General features: G+C 69.3%; 12 protein-coding genes. 4 read left to right on the forward strand and 8 right to left on the reverse strand.

Going from position 1 to position 17,555, the window contains the following annotated elements; translation table 11 throughout:
- Window positions 1-16: 16 nt before the first annotated feature.
- From FHT37_RS15715 to FHT37_RS15740, 6 genes are read right to left on the reverse strand one after another with little or no spacing between them, the layout of a single operon-like run.
- Entirely contained in the window at window positions 17-2,458 is a 2,442-nt protein-coding gene (locus FHT37_RS15715) for a family 20 glycosylhydrolase (protein ID WP_221211104.1), read from the reverse strand.
- An 11-nt stretch (window positions 2,459-2,469) separates the two neighbouring features.
- A complete protein-coding gene (locus FHT37_RS15720; RefSeq protein ID WP_183482702.1) occupies window positions 2,470-3,549 on the reverse strand; it encodes a glycosyl hydrolase family 18 protein in 1,080 nt (359 codons plus the stop codon).
- 48 nt (window positions 3,550-3,597) lie between these two features.
- Complete coding sequence (locus FHT37_RS15725; protein ID WP_091727667.1) at window positions 3,598-5,286, reverse strand: alpha-L-fucosidase; 1,689 nt, start codon at window positions 5,284-5,286, stop codon at window positions 3,598-3,600.
- A gap of 24 nt (window positions 5,287-5,310) precedes the next feature.
- Window positions 5,311-7,572, reverse strand: coding sequence for a glycoside hydrolase family 2 protein (locus FHT37_RS15730; RefSeq protein ID WP_183482704.1), 2,262 nt, complete (start codon window positions 7,570-7,572; stop codon window positions 5,311-5,313).
- A gap of 7 nt (window positions 7,573-7,579) precedes the next feature.
- The gene (locus tag FHT37_RS15735) at window positions 7,580-8,779 is read right to left on the reverse strand and encodes a LacI family DNA-binding transcriptional regulator (RefSeq protein ID WP_183482706.1); all 1,200 of its coding nucleotides are present in this window, start codon (window positions 8,777-8,779) and stop codon (window positions 7,580-7,582) included.
- Window positions 8,776-10,071: a sugar MFS transporter gene (locus tag FHT37_RS15740; protein ID WP_147240070.1), complete on the reverse strand. Its 1,296-nt coding sequence runs from the start codon at window positions 10,069-10,071 to the stop codon at window positions 8,776-8,778. Before FHT37_RS15740 ends, FHT37_RS15735 begins: the two co-directional genes overlap by 4 nt.
- 239 nt (window positions 10,072-10,310) lie before the next feature.
- Between FHT37_RS15740 and FHT37_RS15745 the strand changes: the two genes are divergently transcribed.
- Complete coding sequence (locus tag FHT37_RS15745) at window positions 10,311-11,369, forward strand: glucokinase (protein WP_183482708.1); 1,059 nt, start codon at window positions 10,311-10,313, stop codon at window positions 11,367-11,369.
- 84 nt (window positions 11,370-11,453) lie between these two features.
- On the forward strand, window positions 11,454-12,893 hold the full coding sequence (locus FHT37_RS15750) for a chloride channel protein (RefSeq protein WP_183482710.1): 1,440 nt from the start codon (window positions 11,454-11,456) through the stop codon (window positions 12,891-12,893).
- A 58-nt stretch (window positions 12,894-12,951) separates the two neighbouring features.
- Here the strand turns inward: FHT37_RS15750 and arr are convergent, their stop codons facing one another.
- Both arr and FHT37_RS15760 read right to left on the reverse strand, forming a co-directional pair.
- On the reverse strand, window positions 12,952-13,347 hold the full coding sequence (arr, locus tag FHT37_RS15755; protein ID WP_091727691.1) for an NAD(+)--rifampin ADP-ribosyltransferase: 396 nt from the start codon (window positions 13,345-13,347) through the stop codon (window positions 12,952-12,954).
- 38 nt (window positions 13,348-13,385) lie between these two features.
- Window positions 13,386-14,312, reverse strand: a complete 927-nt coding sequence (locus FHT37_RS15760) for an MHFG family PEP-CTERM protein (RefSeq protein WP_183482712.1) — start codon at window positions 14,310-14,312, stop codon at window positions 13,386-13,388.
- 360 nt (window positions 14,313-14,672) lie between these two features.
- On the opposite strand from FHT37_RS15760, the gene FHT37_RS15765 reads away from it, so the two are divergent.
- Window positions 14,673-15,047 carry a helix-turn-helix domain-containing protein gene (locus tag FHT37_RS15765; protein WP_183482714.1) on the forward strand — a complete coding sequence of 125 codons (375 nt, stop codon included), beginning with the start codon at window positions 14,673-14,675 and terminating at the stop codon, window positions 15,045-15,047.
- Between the two features lie 58 nt (window positions 15,048-15,105).
- Complete coding sequence (gene hsdR / locus FHT37_RS15770) at window positions 15,106-17,493, forward strand: EcoAI/FtnUII family type I restriction enzme subunit R (protein ID WP_183482716.1); 2,388 nt, start codon at window positions 15,106-15,108, stop codon at window positions 17,491-17,493.
- Window positions 17,494-17,555 lie beyond the last annotated feature (62 nt).

Genomic DNA, 17,555 nt, shown 5'->3' on the forward strand with positions numbered 1-17,555 from the left:
CTTGGGGCGTCCTCGATCAGGGCCGGGCGGGCTCGGCGGCCAGCAGGCGCGCCGCGTCGATCGCGTACAGCGGGCCATGGATGGGCGCGGTGAAGCGCAGGCACAGGTCCTGCACGCCGGTCAGCGGTGGCAGCGGCGCCTTCAGCGTGAAGGCCTGCGGCGCGCTGCCGGCAGGCAGCGGCAGCGACGCGAGCAGCGGCCCGGTGCAATCGCCCTGCCGCACCTCGAGCTCGCCCGCCGGCGTGCGCGCCGGGTGCTGGACGACCTTGACCGCGTCCTGCGCCAGACCGTAGTTGCGGGCCAGCCGGCCGGCATCGACCGCGATGCCCTGCACGCCGTCCAGGCGCGCGCGCGGATAGATCCAGCAGGCATCGAGCAGATTGACGTTGAAGACGGGGGCCCAATCGGTCGCCTCGGTCCGCAGCGGCACGCGCAGGCCCATCTCGCCGGACGGGCAGGCCTGCAGCTGGTTGCTGGCGCGGGTCAGCAACGTCGCGGTATCGAAGCGCTGCTCGCGCACGGCGGCGAGCGGTCGGCCCGCGGCATCGAAGGCGGTCGCGCGCACGCGCGCGGGCAGCGTGACGATCAGCGGCTGACCATCGGCGCCCAGGCCCGGCGACGCGGGGCCCGGGTCGGAGCCGTCCAGCGTGTAGCGGATCTGCCCGTAGCCAAGTTGATTGCCCAGCCGCACCGGCGCCTGGCCGGCGGCGAGCATCCCGGCCGGGCCGCCGTCGATGTCGAACTGCACCGCGAAGGCGCTGTCGGCGGCGTTCACGCCCTGGCGCAGATAGCGTGCCCGCTGCAGCGCCAGGCGGGGCACGAAGCCGCGCCAATCGCGCAGCGCGGCCGGCGACCAGGCCACCTCCGCCACGGCGGCCAGACGGGGAAAGATCGCGTGCTCGCGGTGCCGGCGCGACGGCATGTACTCGGTCCACAGCGCCGCCTCCAGGCCCAGCACGTGCTTGGCGCGGTCGGCGTCCAGGCCGGCGGGCATGGCCTCGAAGGCATGGACCTTCTCGATGGGCAACTGGGCCAGGCGCCCTTCCGGCTCGTCGTCGCGCGCGCTCTGCAGGTTGTCGAGGTAGAGCGAGCCCGCCGGCGCCAGCACCACGTCGTGGCCCAGGTTGGCGGCCGCGACGGCGCCCTCGGTGCCGCGCCAGGACATGACGGACGCGCCCGCGGGCAGACCGCCTTCCAGGATCTCGTCCCAGCCGATCAGCCGGCGGCCGCGGCTCTCCAGGTAGCGCCCGATGCGGCCGATGAACCAGCTCTGCAGCGCTTCCTCGTTGGCCAGGCCCAGCGCGCGGATGCGGGCCTGCACGCTCGGCGAGGCCTTCCACTGGTCCTTGATCGCCTCGTCGCCGCCGACGTGGATGAAGGGCGACGGGAACACCGCCATCACCTCGTCCATCACCTGTTCGATGAAGCGCAGGGTGGATTCATCGGCGTTGTAGAGATAGGGGTTCACGCCGTAGTCGACCGCCACGGCGGGGCGCGGATTGCGGCCCGGACCGTCGCCGATGTCCACGCCCAGGCGCGGATACGCGGCGACCGCGGCCTGCGCGTGGCCGGGCATGTCCAGCTCCGGCACGACGGTGATCTGGCGCTCGGCGGCATAGGTCACCAGCTCACGCATCTGCGCCTGCGTGTAGAAGCCGCCGTAGCGGGCCGGCTCGCCGCCGGGCGGCGTGCGCCAGCCTCCGATGCGGGTCAGGTCGGGATAGCGCTTGATCTCCAGGCGCCAGCCCTGGTCGTCGCTCAGGTGCAGGTGCAACACGTTGAGCTTGTGCAGCGCCATCTGATCGACCAGGGCCTTGAGCTCGTCCAGCGGCGCGAAGTGGCGCACGACGTCCAGCATCAGGCCACGCCAGCCGAAACGCGGCTGGTCGACGATGCGCAGCACCGGCACGTCGACGCCGCCGCGCGCGTCATCCGCATTAGCGCTGGCCTTGGCGTTGGCATCGAACAGCTGCCACAAGCTCACGCCCGCATACAGGAGACCGGCATCGTCGCGCGCTTGCAGCGTGACGCCCGCGGGCGTCACCGTCAGCTCGTAGGCGCCCTTGGGATCGGCGTCGATGCGGGCGTCGCGGCGCAGCACGATCGCGCCGCTGGAACCCTCCCGCACCTGCAGGCGCAGGTGGTGGTCGCGCCAGGCCATGGCGGCGAGGAAGCTCGCCGCGCGGCGCGCTCCGCGGTCGCCCGCCGGCACCGCGATGACCGCGCCCGGCGCCAGGCGCAACGCGCCCTCGCCGCGCGTGAGCTGCGCCGGCAGCGGCACCAGTGGCAGCACCTCCGCCGTCATCGGCAAGGACACGGCGGGCGCCTCGGTGCCGGCATGCGCGGCACCGACTGCGGCCAGCGCGAGCACCAGCCGCAGCGCACGCAGCAGGCGCGGCGTGGACGACAGCGGCGGCGTGCGCGGCACGGTCGCGTTGGCGGGACGGCGGGTTCGCATCGGCCGGGTCCTCAGCGCCGCGACAGCGGCAGTTCGTCCCAGACGGCCGGGTCTTCCGCGCCGATCACCCAGGCGCTGAAGCCGTCGATGCCCGCGGCCTTGACCAGCGCATAACGCTCGCGGAAGCCGCGCGCGTCGGGCATGAACACCCATTCGCGCATCTGGTCGCGCTCGAACCAGTAGTAGGAGGTGCGATCGACCTCGTCCCAGCGGATGGTGGCGCCGTAGGTGGCGGCCAGCGGGATGGACTCGTCGGCATCGATGTAGTCGCCGACGATGTTCGGCGCCTCCTTGCCGTCCTCGCGCACCGGGTTGCCGGTCGACCAGCGGTAGCCGTACAGCGCGATGCCCAGCGAGAGCTTGTGCTTGGGCACCACCTTGAGCGCGTAGTCCAGGTGCTCCTTCATCCACGGATAGCCATCCACCGGACCGGGCGCGGTCCAGCGGGTGTGCTGGTCATAGGTCATCAGCGACACCAGGTCGGTGACCTTGCCCAGCGCCTCCAGGTCGTAGGCGCCGCGCCAGAACTCCCACATCCACTTGGAGAAGGGACCGCGGCCCGACGCGCCTGGCGCGTTGGGCACGACGGCGACGCTCAGCTGCAGGCCCGCCTTGTGCAGCGCATCAGCGGTGCCCTTGGCCATGCGCGTGAAGGCGTCGCGATCGGTCCAGGCGATGTTCTCGAAGTCGTACTGGAAGCCGATGAAGCCGTGCTCCTTGGCGGCGCGCAGCAGCGACGCGTTCATGCGCGCCTGCGCCTGCTCGTCATGCAGCAGCTTGTGGAAGCCCTCGCGGGTGGTCGTCATCGACACGATGGGCATCACCGGCACGCCCTTGCTCTTCGCGAGCGACAGCACGAAGGGATTGGGCGCGCCGTTGACCAGGCCGGCCGCGTCGACGCCGTACCAGGTCGGCACCAGCAGGTCGACCTTGTCGGCGTGGGCGACGAAGGCGTTGACCGACTTCTGGGTCTCCATCATGTAGAAGAGCGCGCGCGGCGCGGCCAGGGCTTGCTGCGCGAGGCCCGCCAGGAGCAGCAGCAAGGGCGCGGCACAGAGCCGCAGGCACCGGAGGAAGGGGGATTCAGACATGGAGGGATCGGTGGTTGGATGTACAGGGGTGTCGCGGGCAGGCGCTGCTCAGCGCGACTCGATCTTGAAGACGTAGGCATGACGGCCCACGGGGTCCTTGGGCACGCGCAGGTGCAGGCCCGCGGCGTCTTGCGTGAAGGGGATGTCGCTGCGGTCCGCGAGCAGCGTGACGCGCTTGACGGGCGCCGCCAGCGCGCTCGGCGCCAGCGAGCGGATCAGCAGCTCCTGCCGTCCGTCGTCGCGCGCGGCCGGCCAGCCAAGGCCGATGGCGTAGAGCACCGGGCCCTGCGTGGTGAAGCGGAAATCCTCGGGCGTGTAGGGCTTGGCGTTGCGGTCCTGGAAGGTGCCGCCGACCACTTCCGTGGGGCCTTCGCCGAAGCGGGTCCAGGGCCGGCTGCCGTAGATGGCTTCGCCATTGAGCTTGAGCCAGTCGCCCATCTCCAGCAGGATGTCGCGCGCCGGCTCGGGGATGCTGCCGTCGCCGCGCGGGCCGATGTTGAGCAGCAGGTTGCCGTTCTTGGACACCACGTCGATCAGCTGATGCAGCAGTTGGCCCGCCGGCTTGTAGGTGTCGCCGTCGATGTAGCCCCAGGAGGCGTTGCTGATGGACGTGTCGGTCTGCCAGGTCTGCGGCTGGATGCCGACCATCTGGCCGCGCTCGACGTCGTAGGTGCCGGCGCCCTGCGGGAAGGCGTCGAGCTTGAAGTCGATGACGGTGGCCTCGCCGCGGCGCGCGCCCTGGTTGTAGTAGTACGCGGCGAAGCTGGGCATCGTGTGCGCCCGCATGCTCGCGTGGCCGATCCACCAGTCGAAATACATCAGGTCCGGCTTGTAGGTGTCGACCAGTTCGGCGGTACGGGCGAGCCAGTCGTCCAGCCAGGCCTGGGACACATAGGTCCAGTCATGCGGCAGGTCGCCGTCGTCCTTGCCATGCAGTTCGCGCAGCTGCGCCGGGCCATAGAGCGCGGCATAGCGCGGATCGTTGACGTCGGAGGCGATGCGGCGGCCGCCGTCGAAGAACCAGTCGTGCTCGGCGCGGTGCGACGAGGTGCCGAAGCGCATGCCTTCGGCACGGATGGCCTGGGCCAGTTCGCCCAGCACGTCGCGCTTGGGGCCCATGGTGGCGGCCGTCCAGTCGCTCAGGCGCGAGCGGTACATCGCGAAGCCGTCGTGGTGCTCCGCCACCGGCACCACGTAGCGGGCGCCGGCTTGCGCGAACAGCCGCGCCCAGGCCTTGGGATCGAAGCGCTCGGCCTTGAAGCGGGCGATCAGGTCCTTGTAGCCGAAGACGGCCGGCGAGCCGTAGGTCGCCAGGTGGTGCTCATGGGGCTTGCTGCCCGCCTGGTACATCTCCCGCGAGTACCACTCGTTGCCGAAGGCCGGCAGCGAGAACACGCCCCAGTGCACGAAGATGCCGAACTTCGCGTCCGCGTACCACTGCGGCGTCTTGTAGCCCTGCAGCGAGGTCCAGTCCGCGCGGAAGGGGCCGGCCGCGACACCGGCCTGCACCTGGCGCAGCACGCGGGCGCGCTCGCCATCGAACTTGCTGACCGACTGGCGCCAGATGGCGTCGATCTCGGCCGGCGAGCGCGTGGCCGCGGTGGGCGCGGTCGGGTCGGCGGCCGGCGCCACCGTGGCCGTCTGCGCGTGCACGCAGGCCGGCCCGAAGGCGGCCATCGTGGTCAGGACGCTCGCGACGGTCATGGCGCTCAGGCAGCGGTGGCGGAAGGTGGACATACGGCGAGGACTTCCTGTGGGAGTTCAGCGATCCACCGGCGCGGCGGCATCGGGGATGGGGGCGGGGCTGGCGGGGGCTGGCTTGGCCTCGGCGGGGAACGGCGCGGCGCCCAGACGCAGCGCGGCCTGCTCCAGCCGGCTCTCGAGCGCGAGCGCGCCATCAGGTGCGAGCACACGCAGTCGCAGCGTCGCGGCCGGCAGGCCCTTCTCCGCCGGCCACCGGCCTTGCAGCGTGAACGGGGCGGCGAGGTCCGGCAGGCCTTGCGCGCCCTGCCCGATCAGCCGGCCGTCGCGATCCGTCATGCGCCACTCGGCCCGGTAGCCCAGCAGCGGATAGGAAGGCAGCTGCGCCGCGCCATTGGCCTGCAGCACGGCCTGGAAGCCCGACAGCCCCTCGCCTTCCCAGGCCCAGCCCAGGCGGGCCGTCAGCGGCGCGTTGCGCTGCTGGTAGGCGGCATACGAGGGCTTGCGCTGGCGATGCTCGTCGACCACGCCGTGGTCCACGTAGCCGGCGGTCTCGCCGGCGGCCAGGTTGCGATGCGACTTGTAGTCCTGGTAGATCCAGAAGATCGCGCCCGCGACAAAGTCGCGCCGGGCGAAGGCGTCGAGCTGCTGGCGCAGGTTGGCGATGCGCTGGCGGTCGGCCTCGGCGGCGTTCGGCGCGAAGGGGCCGACGAAGCCGTACTCGGAGATGACCAGCGCCTTCTCCGGATAGGTCTTCTGGATGAAGTCCAGCCAGGGCTCGACCTGCTCGGCGGCGCCGCTCCAGCTGCCGAAGTAGGCGTTGGCCATGAGGAAGTCGGCCTCGTGCAGCGCGGCGTTGTCGCGCCAGGGCGCGATGCTCACGTCGGAGTCCGCGAAGGTGAAGAAGCGTGTGGGGTCGAGCCGGCGGACCGCCGCCTTCATGCGTCGCACATAGTCCAGGCCGCCGGGCAGGCGCGTGTCGCTCTCGTTGCAGACGCTCCACGCGAAGATGCTGGCGTGGTTGCCGTCCGCGGCGATCATCTCGCCCAGCATCCGCTCGGCCAGGGCCTGCACGCGCGGGTCCTTCAGCTGGGCCTCGCTGAACTGCCACACCGGGATCTCCGGCACCAGCAGGATGCCGTGGCGATCGGCGTAGTCGAGCACCGCGGGCGGCTGCGGATAGTGCACCGGCCGCGTCAGCGTCGTGTGCAGCGCGCGCAGGTCGTCCCAGTCATGCAGGATGCTGCCGCGGGTCTCGGCCAGGCCTTCCCAGGGCGTGTCCTCGTGGCGCGTCAGGCCAGTCAGCCGCACCGGACGATCGTTGACCCAGAGCTTGCGGTCGCGCAGCTCGATGCGGCGCAGGCCCAGCGTGTCGGTGCGCGTGTCCAGCACCTGGCCTTGCTCGTCCTGCAGCTCGGTGACCACGCGGTAGAGCTGGCCGTCGCCGATGTTCCACAGCCGAGGCCGCGCGATGGACAGGCGCAGGTCCGCGCTGCCCTTGCCTCCGGCCGGCAGTTGCAGCGGCTGGCGCGCGGAGGCCGCCTTCGCGCCGTCCGGCGCGAAGGCGGCGGTGACCACCTGCAGGCGGCGCGCGCGGGGGCTCGCGTTCTCCAGTTCGACGCGGGCATCGACCTGCGCGGGCGCCTCGCCGATGGCGCGGCCGGCCAGGGCACCGCTCAGCGTGGCGCGCAGTGTCTGACGGCGCACCAGCGCGCCATCACCGACGCTCAGCCACACGTCGCGCACCAGGCCGCCGAAATGCCACCAGTCGTACCAGACGCTGCCGCTGCCCGCCAGGCGCATCGCGTGGCCGGGAATGCTGCTCGCGGTCGGCCGGTTGTCCACGGCGACCACCAGCAGATTCGGCTGGCCGCGCCGCAGCAGCCGGGTGATGTCGAAGGCATGGGCGGTGTGGCCGCCCTCGTGCTGACCGACCTCCACGCCGTTGAGCCAGACGCGGCTGCGATAGAACGCGGCGCCAAAGTTCAGCTCGACATGCGCATCCGGCGCGAGCGGCAGCGTCAGGTCGAGCCGGCGGAAGTACCAGCCGGTGCCCTCGAAGTCGACGTCCGACTCGGTGTCGGCATTCCAGGTGTGGGGCACGCTCACGCTGCGCGTGTTCGCCGGAACGGCAGCGGTCCAGCCGGCGGCCACGCCCTCGTCCTTCGGATCGGTGCGGAACTGCCAGCCGTCGTTGACGTCGATGCGCGTGGCGGCTTCGGCCAGCGCCGGCATGACGGCCAGCGGCAGCGCGAGACTCGCCAGCACGGCCAACCGGGACAGTCGAGCCGTCATCGCGCGCAGGAGGGGGTGGCGTCGCATGACGGTCTCAGCGGCGGCGCGGGGGCGCGGCGGAGCCCCGCACCACGAGCTCGGGCGTGAACTGCTCGGCGCCCAGGTCCAGCGGCCGGCCCGACTGGGCGTGGCGCACGCGCTCGATCAGCCGCAGCGCGGCGCGGCGGCCGATCTCGACCGTGTCCTGCCGCGCGGTCGTCAGCGGCGGCCAGGTGAGCTGCGAGAACGGGCTGTCCTCGAAGCCGGCGATGGCCAGGTCGCTCGGCACATCGAAGCCGACCGAGCGGGCCGCCGCCAGCACGCCGGCCGCGATCTCGTCGTTGCTGCCGAACACGGCCGTCGGCGGCGCGCTCATCGCCAGCAGCTTGCGAGCGCGGCGGAAGCCGGAGTTGAAGTTGAACTCGCCCTCCAGCACCAGCTGTGGATCGACCTCCACGCCGTAGTCGCGCATCGCGTCCATGTAGCCGGCATAGCGCTGGACGCTGGACTCGTAGTAGCCCTCGCCCCAGAGGAAGCTGATGCGGCTGTGGCCCAGCTGGATGAGGTGCTCGGTGACGGCATGGGCGGCGCGGCGGTCGTCCACGCGCACGCAGTCCTGCATGTCGCGCGGGTCGTCGCCGGCCGAAACGATGCGGATCACCGCCACGCCGTGCGCCGCCAGCGCCTGGACCAGATCGCGCTGCTCCGACATCGGCGGCGCCAGCACCAGGCCCGCCAGGCGCGAGCGCCGCACCAGGGCCAGCAGTTCCTCGATGGAGCCGTGGGCCGGCGTGCTGCAGGGATGGATCTGCAGGCCGTAGCCCTGCTCGCGGCAGGCCGACAGCACGCCGTTCTGCAGGCTGACCAGGTAATGCGCGTTCGGGTTGCTGTAGACCAGGCCCAGGGCGAAGGAATGCGTGCCGCGCAGGCTGCGCGCCAGCGGATCGGACTGGTAGTTCAGCGCGGCGATGGCCTGGCGCACGCGCTCGCGCATCTCCGGACGCACGGCCGCGTCCTCGTTGATCACGCGGGACACGGTCTTGAGCGACACGCCCGCGGCCTCGGCCACATCGCGGATCGAGGCACGCGCGGGCGCGACAGCCCGGGGCTCGCCGCCGGCGTCGATGGGCGCGGGGTCGACGGTTTCGGTGATCTCGGCGGCCTTGCCGGGCCGGGACGCCTTGACGGTCCGGGTTGCCTTGACGGCCTTGGCCGGCGCGGTCGCGGCGGCCTTGGTCTTGGGAGACGGCTTCATTCGGCCTCCCCCTCGCGCAGGCCGACGCGATAACCAGCCAGGCCGTAGTAGAGGATGTACAGATAGCAGGGCGCCATCAGGGCCAGGAACACGAACTGGAAGTCGTAGTGCTGCTTGAGCACCGCGAAGGCCTGCGGAATGATCGCGCCGCCGGCGATGCCCATGATCAGCAGCGCGGCGCCGCGCTCGGTGGCCTCGCCCAGCGCGCGGATCGCGAGCGGGAAGATGGCGGGCCACATCATGGCGTTGGCGAATCCCAGCGCGGCGACGAAGGCCACCGACACATAGCCCTGCGTGGTCCAGGCGCACAGCGAGAGCACGACGCCCAGCGACGCGGACACCGCCAGGTAGCGCTGCTGCGAGATGTACTTCGGGATCAGGACCAGGCCGGCCACGTAGCCCAGCAGCATCGCCACCAGCGTGAACGAGGTGAAGAACTTGGTCTGGTCGGCCGGCAGGTTGAAGCCCGCGCCGTAGGTGCCGATCGCGTCGCCGGCCATTACTTCCACGCCGACGTAGACGAAGAGGCAGAGCACGCCCAGCCACAGGTGCGGGAAGGCGAACACGCCGCGCCTGGCGCCAGTGGCGGCGGCCTCGCCGCGGTTGGCCTCGGCGGCGCGGATGTCCGGCAGCGGCGAGCGCAGGATGCCCACGGCCAGGACGGCCAGCACGCCGGCCATGATCATGTAGGGCGTGTGGATCTTCTGCGCGAAGGTGTTCAGCAGGATGTCGCGCGTGGTGGCGTCGGCCGTCTTGAGGCTCTCCGCCAGGCCACCGACGTCGGACAGCACCACCGCGCCCAGCAGCAGCGGCGCGAGGATGCCGGCCACCTTGTTGCAGATGCCCATCCAGGCGATGCGCTGGGCGGCGCTTTCGATCGGGCCGACGATGCTGATGTAGGGATTGGCGGCGGTCTGCAGCAGCGACAGGCCCGCGCCGATCACGAACAGCCCGGTCAGCGCGCCGGGATACAGGCGCATCGACACGAACTGGCCGAAGACCACCGCGCCCGCGGCGATGACCAGCAGGCCGATGGCCATGCCGCGCTTCATGCCGGTGCGCCTGAACACCGCCGCCGACGGCAGCGCCAGGAAGAAGTAGGACAGGTAGAACGCCATCGGCACGAGGAAGGCGTTCACGTCGTCCAGATCGAAGGCCAGCTTCACGAAGGCGATCAACGGTCCGTTGATCCAGGTGAAGAAGCCCATGATGAAGAACAGCAGGCCAATGATCGCCACCGGACCGAGCGGCGCTCGATGGGCGGGCGGGGAAACGGTTCCGGCGATGGACATGCAGGCCTCCGAGGTGAGCAGACTTGTTTATCTTTCTTGATGACACTGTTGTCAATCGAGTCCCGGCACTGTCTCAGTTGCGCACTCGCGCTAAACAGGCCTCCACCACAGGGGAAAATCGATTCCCGCTGAGATTCAAGCGCTGATCGACGAGGGAAAACACCGAGCCTGGACGGCCCGATCTGTCCAATGCAGACATTGATTGACAACAGTGTCATTTGCGCTTGAAACTCTTTCGAATGCGCTCTTCCCTGCCTTCGTTCGAACCCGGCGCGTCCGGCCCTGACGTCTTCTTTCTCGCGGCGGACGTGGGGGGCACCCACGCGCGCGTCGGGCTGGGCCGCACCGTGCAGGCCGCGTCCGGCGACAGCCCGGTGGAACTGCTGCACGGCGAGGTCTTCGCCTGCGCGCAATGGCCGGGGCTGGGAGAGCTGCTGGCGGACTTCGTCGCCCGGCTGGCCGATACGCCCTGGGGGGCCGAGGTGTCGATCCAGGCCTGCGTGCTGGCCTGCGCCGGCTACGTGCAGGAGGACCAGGTCGTGAACCGCAACCTTCCGTGGCCGGTGTCGGTCTCCGCGCTGCGGCAGCGGCTGGGCATCGAGCGGCTCACCGTGATCAACGACTTCGAGGCGCTGGCGCACGCAGTGCCCTACGTCAAGCCGTGGGACATGCGGCCGCTGATGACGGGCGACGGCAGCGCGAGAGGGCTGGCCTCCGGCACGATCGTCGTCATGGGGCCGGGCACGGGCCTGGGCTGCGCCGCGGTGCTGCCGGGCAGCGCGGGGCCGCAGGTCCTGCCGACGGAGGCGGCGCATGTGTCGCTCGCCCCGGGCACCGCGCGCGAGATCGACATCCTGCGCCTGCTCGCGGGCGACCGCGACCACGTGCCGGTGGAGAACGCGCTGTCCGGGCCGGGGCTGCTCAAGCTGTACCGGGCCATCTCGACGCTGCGCGGCGAGTCACCCGTGCTGGACACGCCGGCCGCGGTGACGGGCGCGGCGCTGGAGCAGCGCTCGGAGGCCGCGATCGAGGCGCTGAGCACCTTCTGCGCCCTGCTGGGCAGCTTCGCGGCGGACCTGGCGGCGCTCTATGGCGCGCACGGCGGGATCCTGCTCGCGGGCGGCATCCTTCCGCGGATCGAGTCCTTCCTGCAGCAGAGCGATTTCAAGAAGCGCTTCCTCAACAAGGGCGTGCTGGCGCCGTTCCTCGAGCGCGTGCCGGTCCACCTGATCGACCACGGCGACCTGGGCGTGCTGGGGGCGGCGTGCTGGCTGGAGCGGGAACTGCGGCGCGAGTGAGCCGCGGCGTCCCGATCCGCTGCTGGAGTGGCGCCCGCGAAACCGGATCGCAGGCGTCAACGGGACGCGCGAGATACTCGCCCGATGGCCGACGAACCGACACGCCCTTCTTCCTCGCCCGGACCCGAGCCGAAGCCACTGGAAGGCCCGCATGATGCGCGGCCGCTGTCCCACGAGCATCACGAGCCGGATTTCATCTCGGCCGTACGCGAGGATCTCTCCGACTGGCGCCAGTGGCTGTCCCGGGCCGTGGTGCTCGCCTTCGCCATCGCTGCGGGCCTGGCGGTTGTGCTGTTCACGTGGGTCAGCGACCAGGCCATCTCGGCATTCGCCGCGATGCGCAGCTGGTCGGCTTGGGCACCATTGATCTGGACGCCTTGTTGCACGGCGGCGCTCGTCTGGGTGACCCGCCGTTTCGCGCCTGGCGCCGCCGGCTCGGGCATCCCTCAGGTGATGGCCGCACTGTCGACCCGCGTGCCGGCGAGTCAGCGGGGACTCTTCGTGTCGCTGCGCCTGAGCATCGCCAAGCTCCTGCTCGTCTCTGGCGGCTTGCTCGGCGGCCTGGCGATTGGCCGGGAAGGCCCTTCGGTGCAGATTGCCGCAGGCGTGATGCAACACGCGCAGCGGTGGCTGCCGCGACGCTCCGCGCTGAACCATGACGGCCTTCTGGTGGCCGGTGGGGCTGCGGGGATAGCGGCCGCCTTCAATGCCCCGCTGGCTGGCGTGATGTTCGCGATCGAAGAACTGACGCGCAAGCTCGAACAGCGCAGCAGCGGCCTCATCATCGCGGCCATCGTGCTGTCGGGCCTGATGGCAGTCTCGGTCTTCGGCAACGCGAGCTATTTTGGCCGCCTCCGTGTGGACCACCTGACCTGGTCGCATCTGCTTCCAGGTTTGCTGACCGCGATCGGCTGCGGCCTGGCGGGCGGCGTGTTCTCGCGCTTGCTGCAGCGCAGCCTGCTTGGCGGCAACGATCGATTCAGCCGATGGCGCGCCCGGTTCCCGGTGCGTTTCGCCTTCGCCTGCGGGCTGGCAATCGCGCTGCTGGGTCTGGTGAGCCAAGGCGCCACTGACGGCAGCGGCTACGAATACACCCGCGGGCTGGTCGAAGGGCATCTCGACCTGCCGGTGCTCTACGTGACCTTGCGGATCGTGGCCACCTGGTTGGCGGTCTGGTCGGGGGTGCCGGGGGGCATCTTCGCGCCGTCACTGGCCATTGGCGCCGGCATCGGCAGCGACATCGCGCAACTCACCGCCACCACCGAAGGCGCTGCCGCATTGATCGCCATCGGCATGACGGCGTTTCTCGCCGCCGTGACCCAGGCGCCGGTCACCGCCTTCATCATCGTGATGGAGATGGTCGACGGCCACTCCATGGTGCTGAGCCTGATGGCCGCTGCCTTGCTGGCGAGTCTGGTGTCGCGCTGGATCAGCGTGCCGATCTATCACCGCCTGGCTCAGGCACAACTCGCGCGACTGCCAGCCGACACCGCGGAACCCACCAGTCCGCCCTCCCGCGCCTAGGCACGCTTCGGTCACGAGCTCATCGCGCTCGCGGCCACGCCGGCGAGCGGGCGGCCATTCAGTTGATGATCTCGCCCATGCCGGCTTCAACGCGAGCGCGAAGCGTCTCGATGAACTCGGTGTCGTACTTCTCCCAGTCCTCCAGCTCGCCCACGACCTTCAGGGCGTGCGTGCTCCGATACGAGCGCGTCGGATTACCGGGGAACTTCTTGTCCGTCACGTTCGGATCGTTCTCGAAGTCGCCGAGGGGCTCGACGATGTAGACCCGCGGTCGGCCGTTCCCCTTGGCGATCTCGGCAGCGAGTCCGGCGCCTTTGGCGATCGCCGTGAAGTAGATGTGGTTCATCACCAGGCTCGGCTTGTAGTTGGACGTGAAGCCTGGCTTGAGCAGATCGCCGGACCGGAGGTCGGCTTTGGTGCCATGGAAGAAGGGCCCCTGATCGAGTGCCTGCATGTGTGCTCCGTGCGGGGAATCGGCGTTCAACGCAGCGCTCAACACCGAATGGGGCGCGACAGGACGTCGTGCGCGGTCGGCATCTTACGCAGCCCGGCGCGCTCGTCGACGCCGCGCGGAGCTCGGCAACGCGACCGCGCCCTGCATGAGCGCCTGAGCGACGCGATGAGCAGACCAAGACCCGCGATGACCATGGCCGATGTCGATGGCTCCGGCACCGGCACCACGGGCGGGACCGCCAACGGCGGCGCGACGGTGGGTGGCAGCTCCGTCACGGCCGGCGGCAGCACGAAGAGCGGCGGCGGGGGAATCGCCGTCGGCGGTGAGCCCGTTGGCGGCGGCCCGATGGATACCCGCGGCGGGCTCACGAACGAGCCCGGCGGCGTCGCGGGCACGCCGGTCAGCGGAGACGGCGGCAAGGTCGACAGCGGCGTCGGCGAGTCCCCAGGCACCGGTGCGGGCACACCGGCGCCGGGTGGATCGAAGACCAGTTCTTCATCACCCGGCGGCCTGGCGCCACCGCCACCGCTGCCCGGCACGCGCTCGATGCGGCTGACATTGCGACACACCGTCGGAACCATCACGCAAGCCGAGCCCTCGCAGTAGACGAGCGCGCGTTCACGCTGACCCTCGCTCCAACCGGCGCGGCTGACGGTGCCACACACGCGGCCCTCGCCGAAATGCATGCCGCGAATGTCGGGCTCGTAATCGGCGCGGCCCACGATGCGATCGCGCGAGATCTCGACCACGTCGTCGTACTCGTGCGCGCGCATCCGGGCCTTGAGCCGCTCGCGCACTGCGGGCGCGATGTCCGTATATCGATCGACCGCCGCAGGGACGTCGCCCATGAAGCTGTCGTGCCCCGGCCTGTCCCAGGAACAGGCGGTCGGTCCGGTGGCGGTGGCGGCCGCCACGGAATGGGCGATCGCCGCGCCCATGGCCATCGCGGCCAGTCTGGTCAACAAGCGGTGCATCGGCAGGGTGGCGGCCCCGTGGACCTTGTCGGAGTGGAAACCGACAACGGTTTGGCAAGTCAGATGCCCGGGGGGCAGGACTTGCGCCGGGGCGTCGATGCGCCAGGGTCAGGCCAGCCCTTCGACGTCCGGGACTTCGTCGCGCCAGGTTTCGAGGTCGCCGGCGGTCATACGCGAGCCACAGAACGAGCAGCTTGTGTCAAGTCCTCCCCATCTCGTTCTCGCAAGACGTGCAGCGGCAACCCGTCTCAGAGATCAGTCGACCACCATCGTGTGGCTGCCGCATGCCTCGCCGTGTGGCGCTTTAAACTGCACACCTTTCTTTGATAAGAACAATTAACGTCGCACGCTATGCGGAACCCCCAGGTCCGTCAACATATCGGCCTGCGCCTGCTCGAAGAGCGGACGCGGCTCGGTCTCACCCAACAGGCTTTGGCGGACGCCATCGGCGCGCCGCGCGTGAGCTTCGTCAAGTACGAGGCTGGCCAGTCGTCGCCGGCCGCTGAGACGCTGGTCGCGCTGGAGGGTGCTGGCGTCGATGTGCGGTACGTGCTCACCGGCCTGCGGCAGGCACCGAGCGGAGTAGACCGTGAGCGGTTTCGCCGGGCATTCCAAGAGGTGGAACGCCAGGTAAAGACAAACCGCGAGAAGCTGTCGACCGACGAGCGGTTGTCTTTGGCCTGGCGGCTATACGACGCGTTCAGCACTGTCGAGCAAGCAGCGTAGAGAACAGTCTCAATGAAAGCGGAGGCGCCACGCGCCCCCTTGAGGGAGGAACCGTTTGATGGACAAGAAGAAGCTCAGCGAGCAGGACATCCGGACCAAATTCATCACGCCGGCCATCGTCAGCGCTGGCTGGGATGTACTGCGGCAGATCCGCGAAGAGGTGACCTTCACCAAAGGCCGCGTCATCGTCCGAGGCAAGCTGCACACGCGCGGCGAGGCGCGCCGCGCCGACTATGTCCTCTACCACCAGGCCAACGTCCCCATCGCGGTCGTAGAGGCCAAGGACAACAACTGCCTACCCGGTGACGGCATGCAGCAGGCGCTTGACTACGCCGAGGCGTTGGATGTTCCGTTCGTGTTCACCAGCAACGGCGACGGCTTCGTATTCCATGACCGCAGCGGAACCGGCGGTCTGGTCGAAACTCATCTGGGCCTTAATGAGTTCCCGATGCCAGCTGATCTGTGGGCACGATTTTGCTTGTGGCGCGGCCTTGAAGGCGATGCCGTCGAGAAGTCACAAGTGCCCTACTACGACGACGGTTCCGGCCGCGCGCCGCGCTACTACCAGGTCAACGCGATCAACCGCACCGTCGAGGCCGTGGCTCGCGGCCAGCAGCGCGTGCTGCTGGTGATGGCTACGGGCACCGGGAAGACCTACACCGCCTTCCAGATCATCTGGCGCCTGTGGAAGAGCAGACAGAAGAAGCGCATCCTGTTCCTCGCCGACCGCAACATCCTCGTCGACCAGACCAAGAACAACGATTTCAAGCCGTTCGGCGGGGCGATGACCAAGATCACCGGCCGCAAGATCGACACCAGCTACGAGATCTACCTGTCGCTCTACCAGGCCGTGACTGGCGCCGAGGAAGAGAAGAACATCTACAAGCAGTTCTCGCCGGACTTCTTCGATCTCGTGGTGATCGACGAATGCCACCGCGGCAGCGCGGCCGAGGACTCGGCCTGGCGCGACATCCTGGAGTACTTCAGCAGCGCCACCCAAGTCGGCCTGACCGCCACGCCCAAGGAGACCAAGGACGTCTCCAGCACGTTTTACTTCGGCGATCCCGTCTACACCTACAGCCTGCGCCAAGGCATCGACGACGGCTTCCTGGCGCCATACAAGGTCGTGCGCATCGACTTCGACAAGGACCTGCAGGGCTGGCGCCCACCCAAGGGCATGCTGGACAAGAACGGCGAGCCCATCGAGGACCGCATCTACAACCTCAAGGACATGGACCGCGAACTGGTCCTGGAGATGCGCACGCTGGCCGTGGCCGCCAAGATCACCCAATTCCTGAAGGCGTCCGATCCATACACCAAGACCATCGTCTTCTGCGACGACATCTCGCACGCGGAGCGCATGCGCCAGACCCTGGTGAACCTCAACCCTGACCGGGTGCGAGAGAACCGCAAATACGTCATGCGCATCACTGGCGACGACGCTGAGGGCAAGGCGGAGCTGGACAGCTTCATCAACCCCGAGAGCCGCTACCCCATCATCGCCGTCACCAGCAAGCTAATGACCACAGGCGTTGATGCGCAGACCTGCAAGCTCGTTGTGCTGGACCAGCACATCAAGTCGATGACTGAGTTCAAGCAGATCATCGGCCGCGGCACCCGGATCAACGAGGACTTCAACAAATTTTGGTTCACGATCATGGACTTCAAGCGGGCGACGGAGCTGTTCGCCGACCCGGCCTTTGATGGCGACCCGGTCCAGATCTACGAACCCAAGGGTGACGAGTCACCCGTTCCTCCTGACGAAGAGCTGCTCCCGAGCGGCGAAGGCGGCGCAGGGTCCGGTGGCGAGCCGCCGGGCGGCGGTGATGGCCGCGACGCTGGCGAGGACGAGGGCCCTAGCCGCAAGCGCTATGTCATCGGCGACAACGTGCAGGTCCACATCGTGTCGGAGCGCGTGCAGTACTACGGCGCAGACGGCAAGCTGATCACCGAGTCGCTGCGCGACTACACCCGCCAGTGCGTCGGCAAGTCGTTCAGCTCACTCGATGCCTTCCTGCGACGCTGGACCGATGCCGACCAAAAGAAGGCCGTCATCGATGAGTTGGCCTCCAAGGGCGTGCTCTGGGAAGCGCTGCAAGAAGAGGTCGAGGCCAAGCTCGGCAAGCCGCTGGATGCCTTCGACCTGATCTGCCACGTCGCGTTCGACCAGCCGCCGCTGTCTCGCCGCGAGCGGGCCGAGAACGTCAAGAAGCGCAACTACTTCGCCAAGTACGAAGGCGCCGCACGGCAGGTACTGGAAGCGCTGTTGGACAAGTACGCCGACACCGGCATCGAGCCCATCGAAGACTTGAAGATCCTTCAGCTGCCACCGTTCAACAAGATCGGCGCGCCGCTGGAACTGGTCAAGGTCTTCGGCGGCAAGGCGGGCTACACCCAGGCGCTGGCCGAACTGGAAGACCAGCTGTACGACCTGCGCAAGGCCTGACCCACACAACCCACAGCGACTACATCGCCCGGCAGCCACAGCGGCGCCTCGGGCTCTCGTGA

The organism is Mitsuaria sp. BK037, from assembly GCF_014193045.1.
Lineage (GTDB): Bacteria > Pseudomonadota > Gammaproteobacteria > Burkholderiales > Burkholderiaceae_C > Roseateles.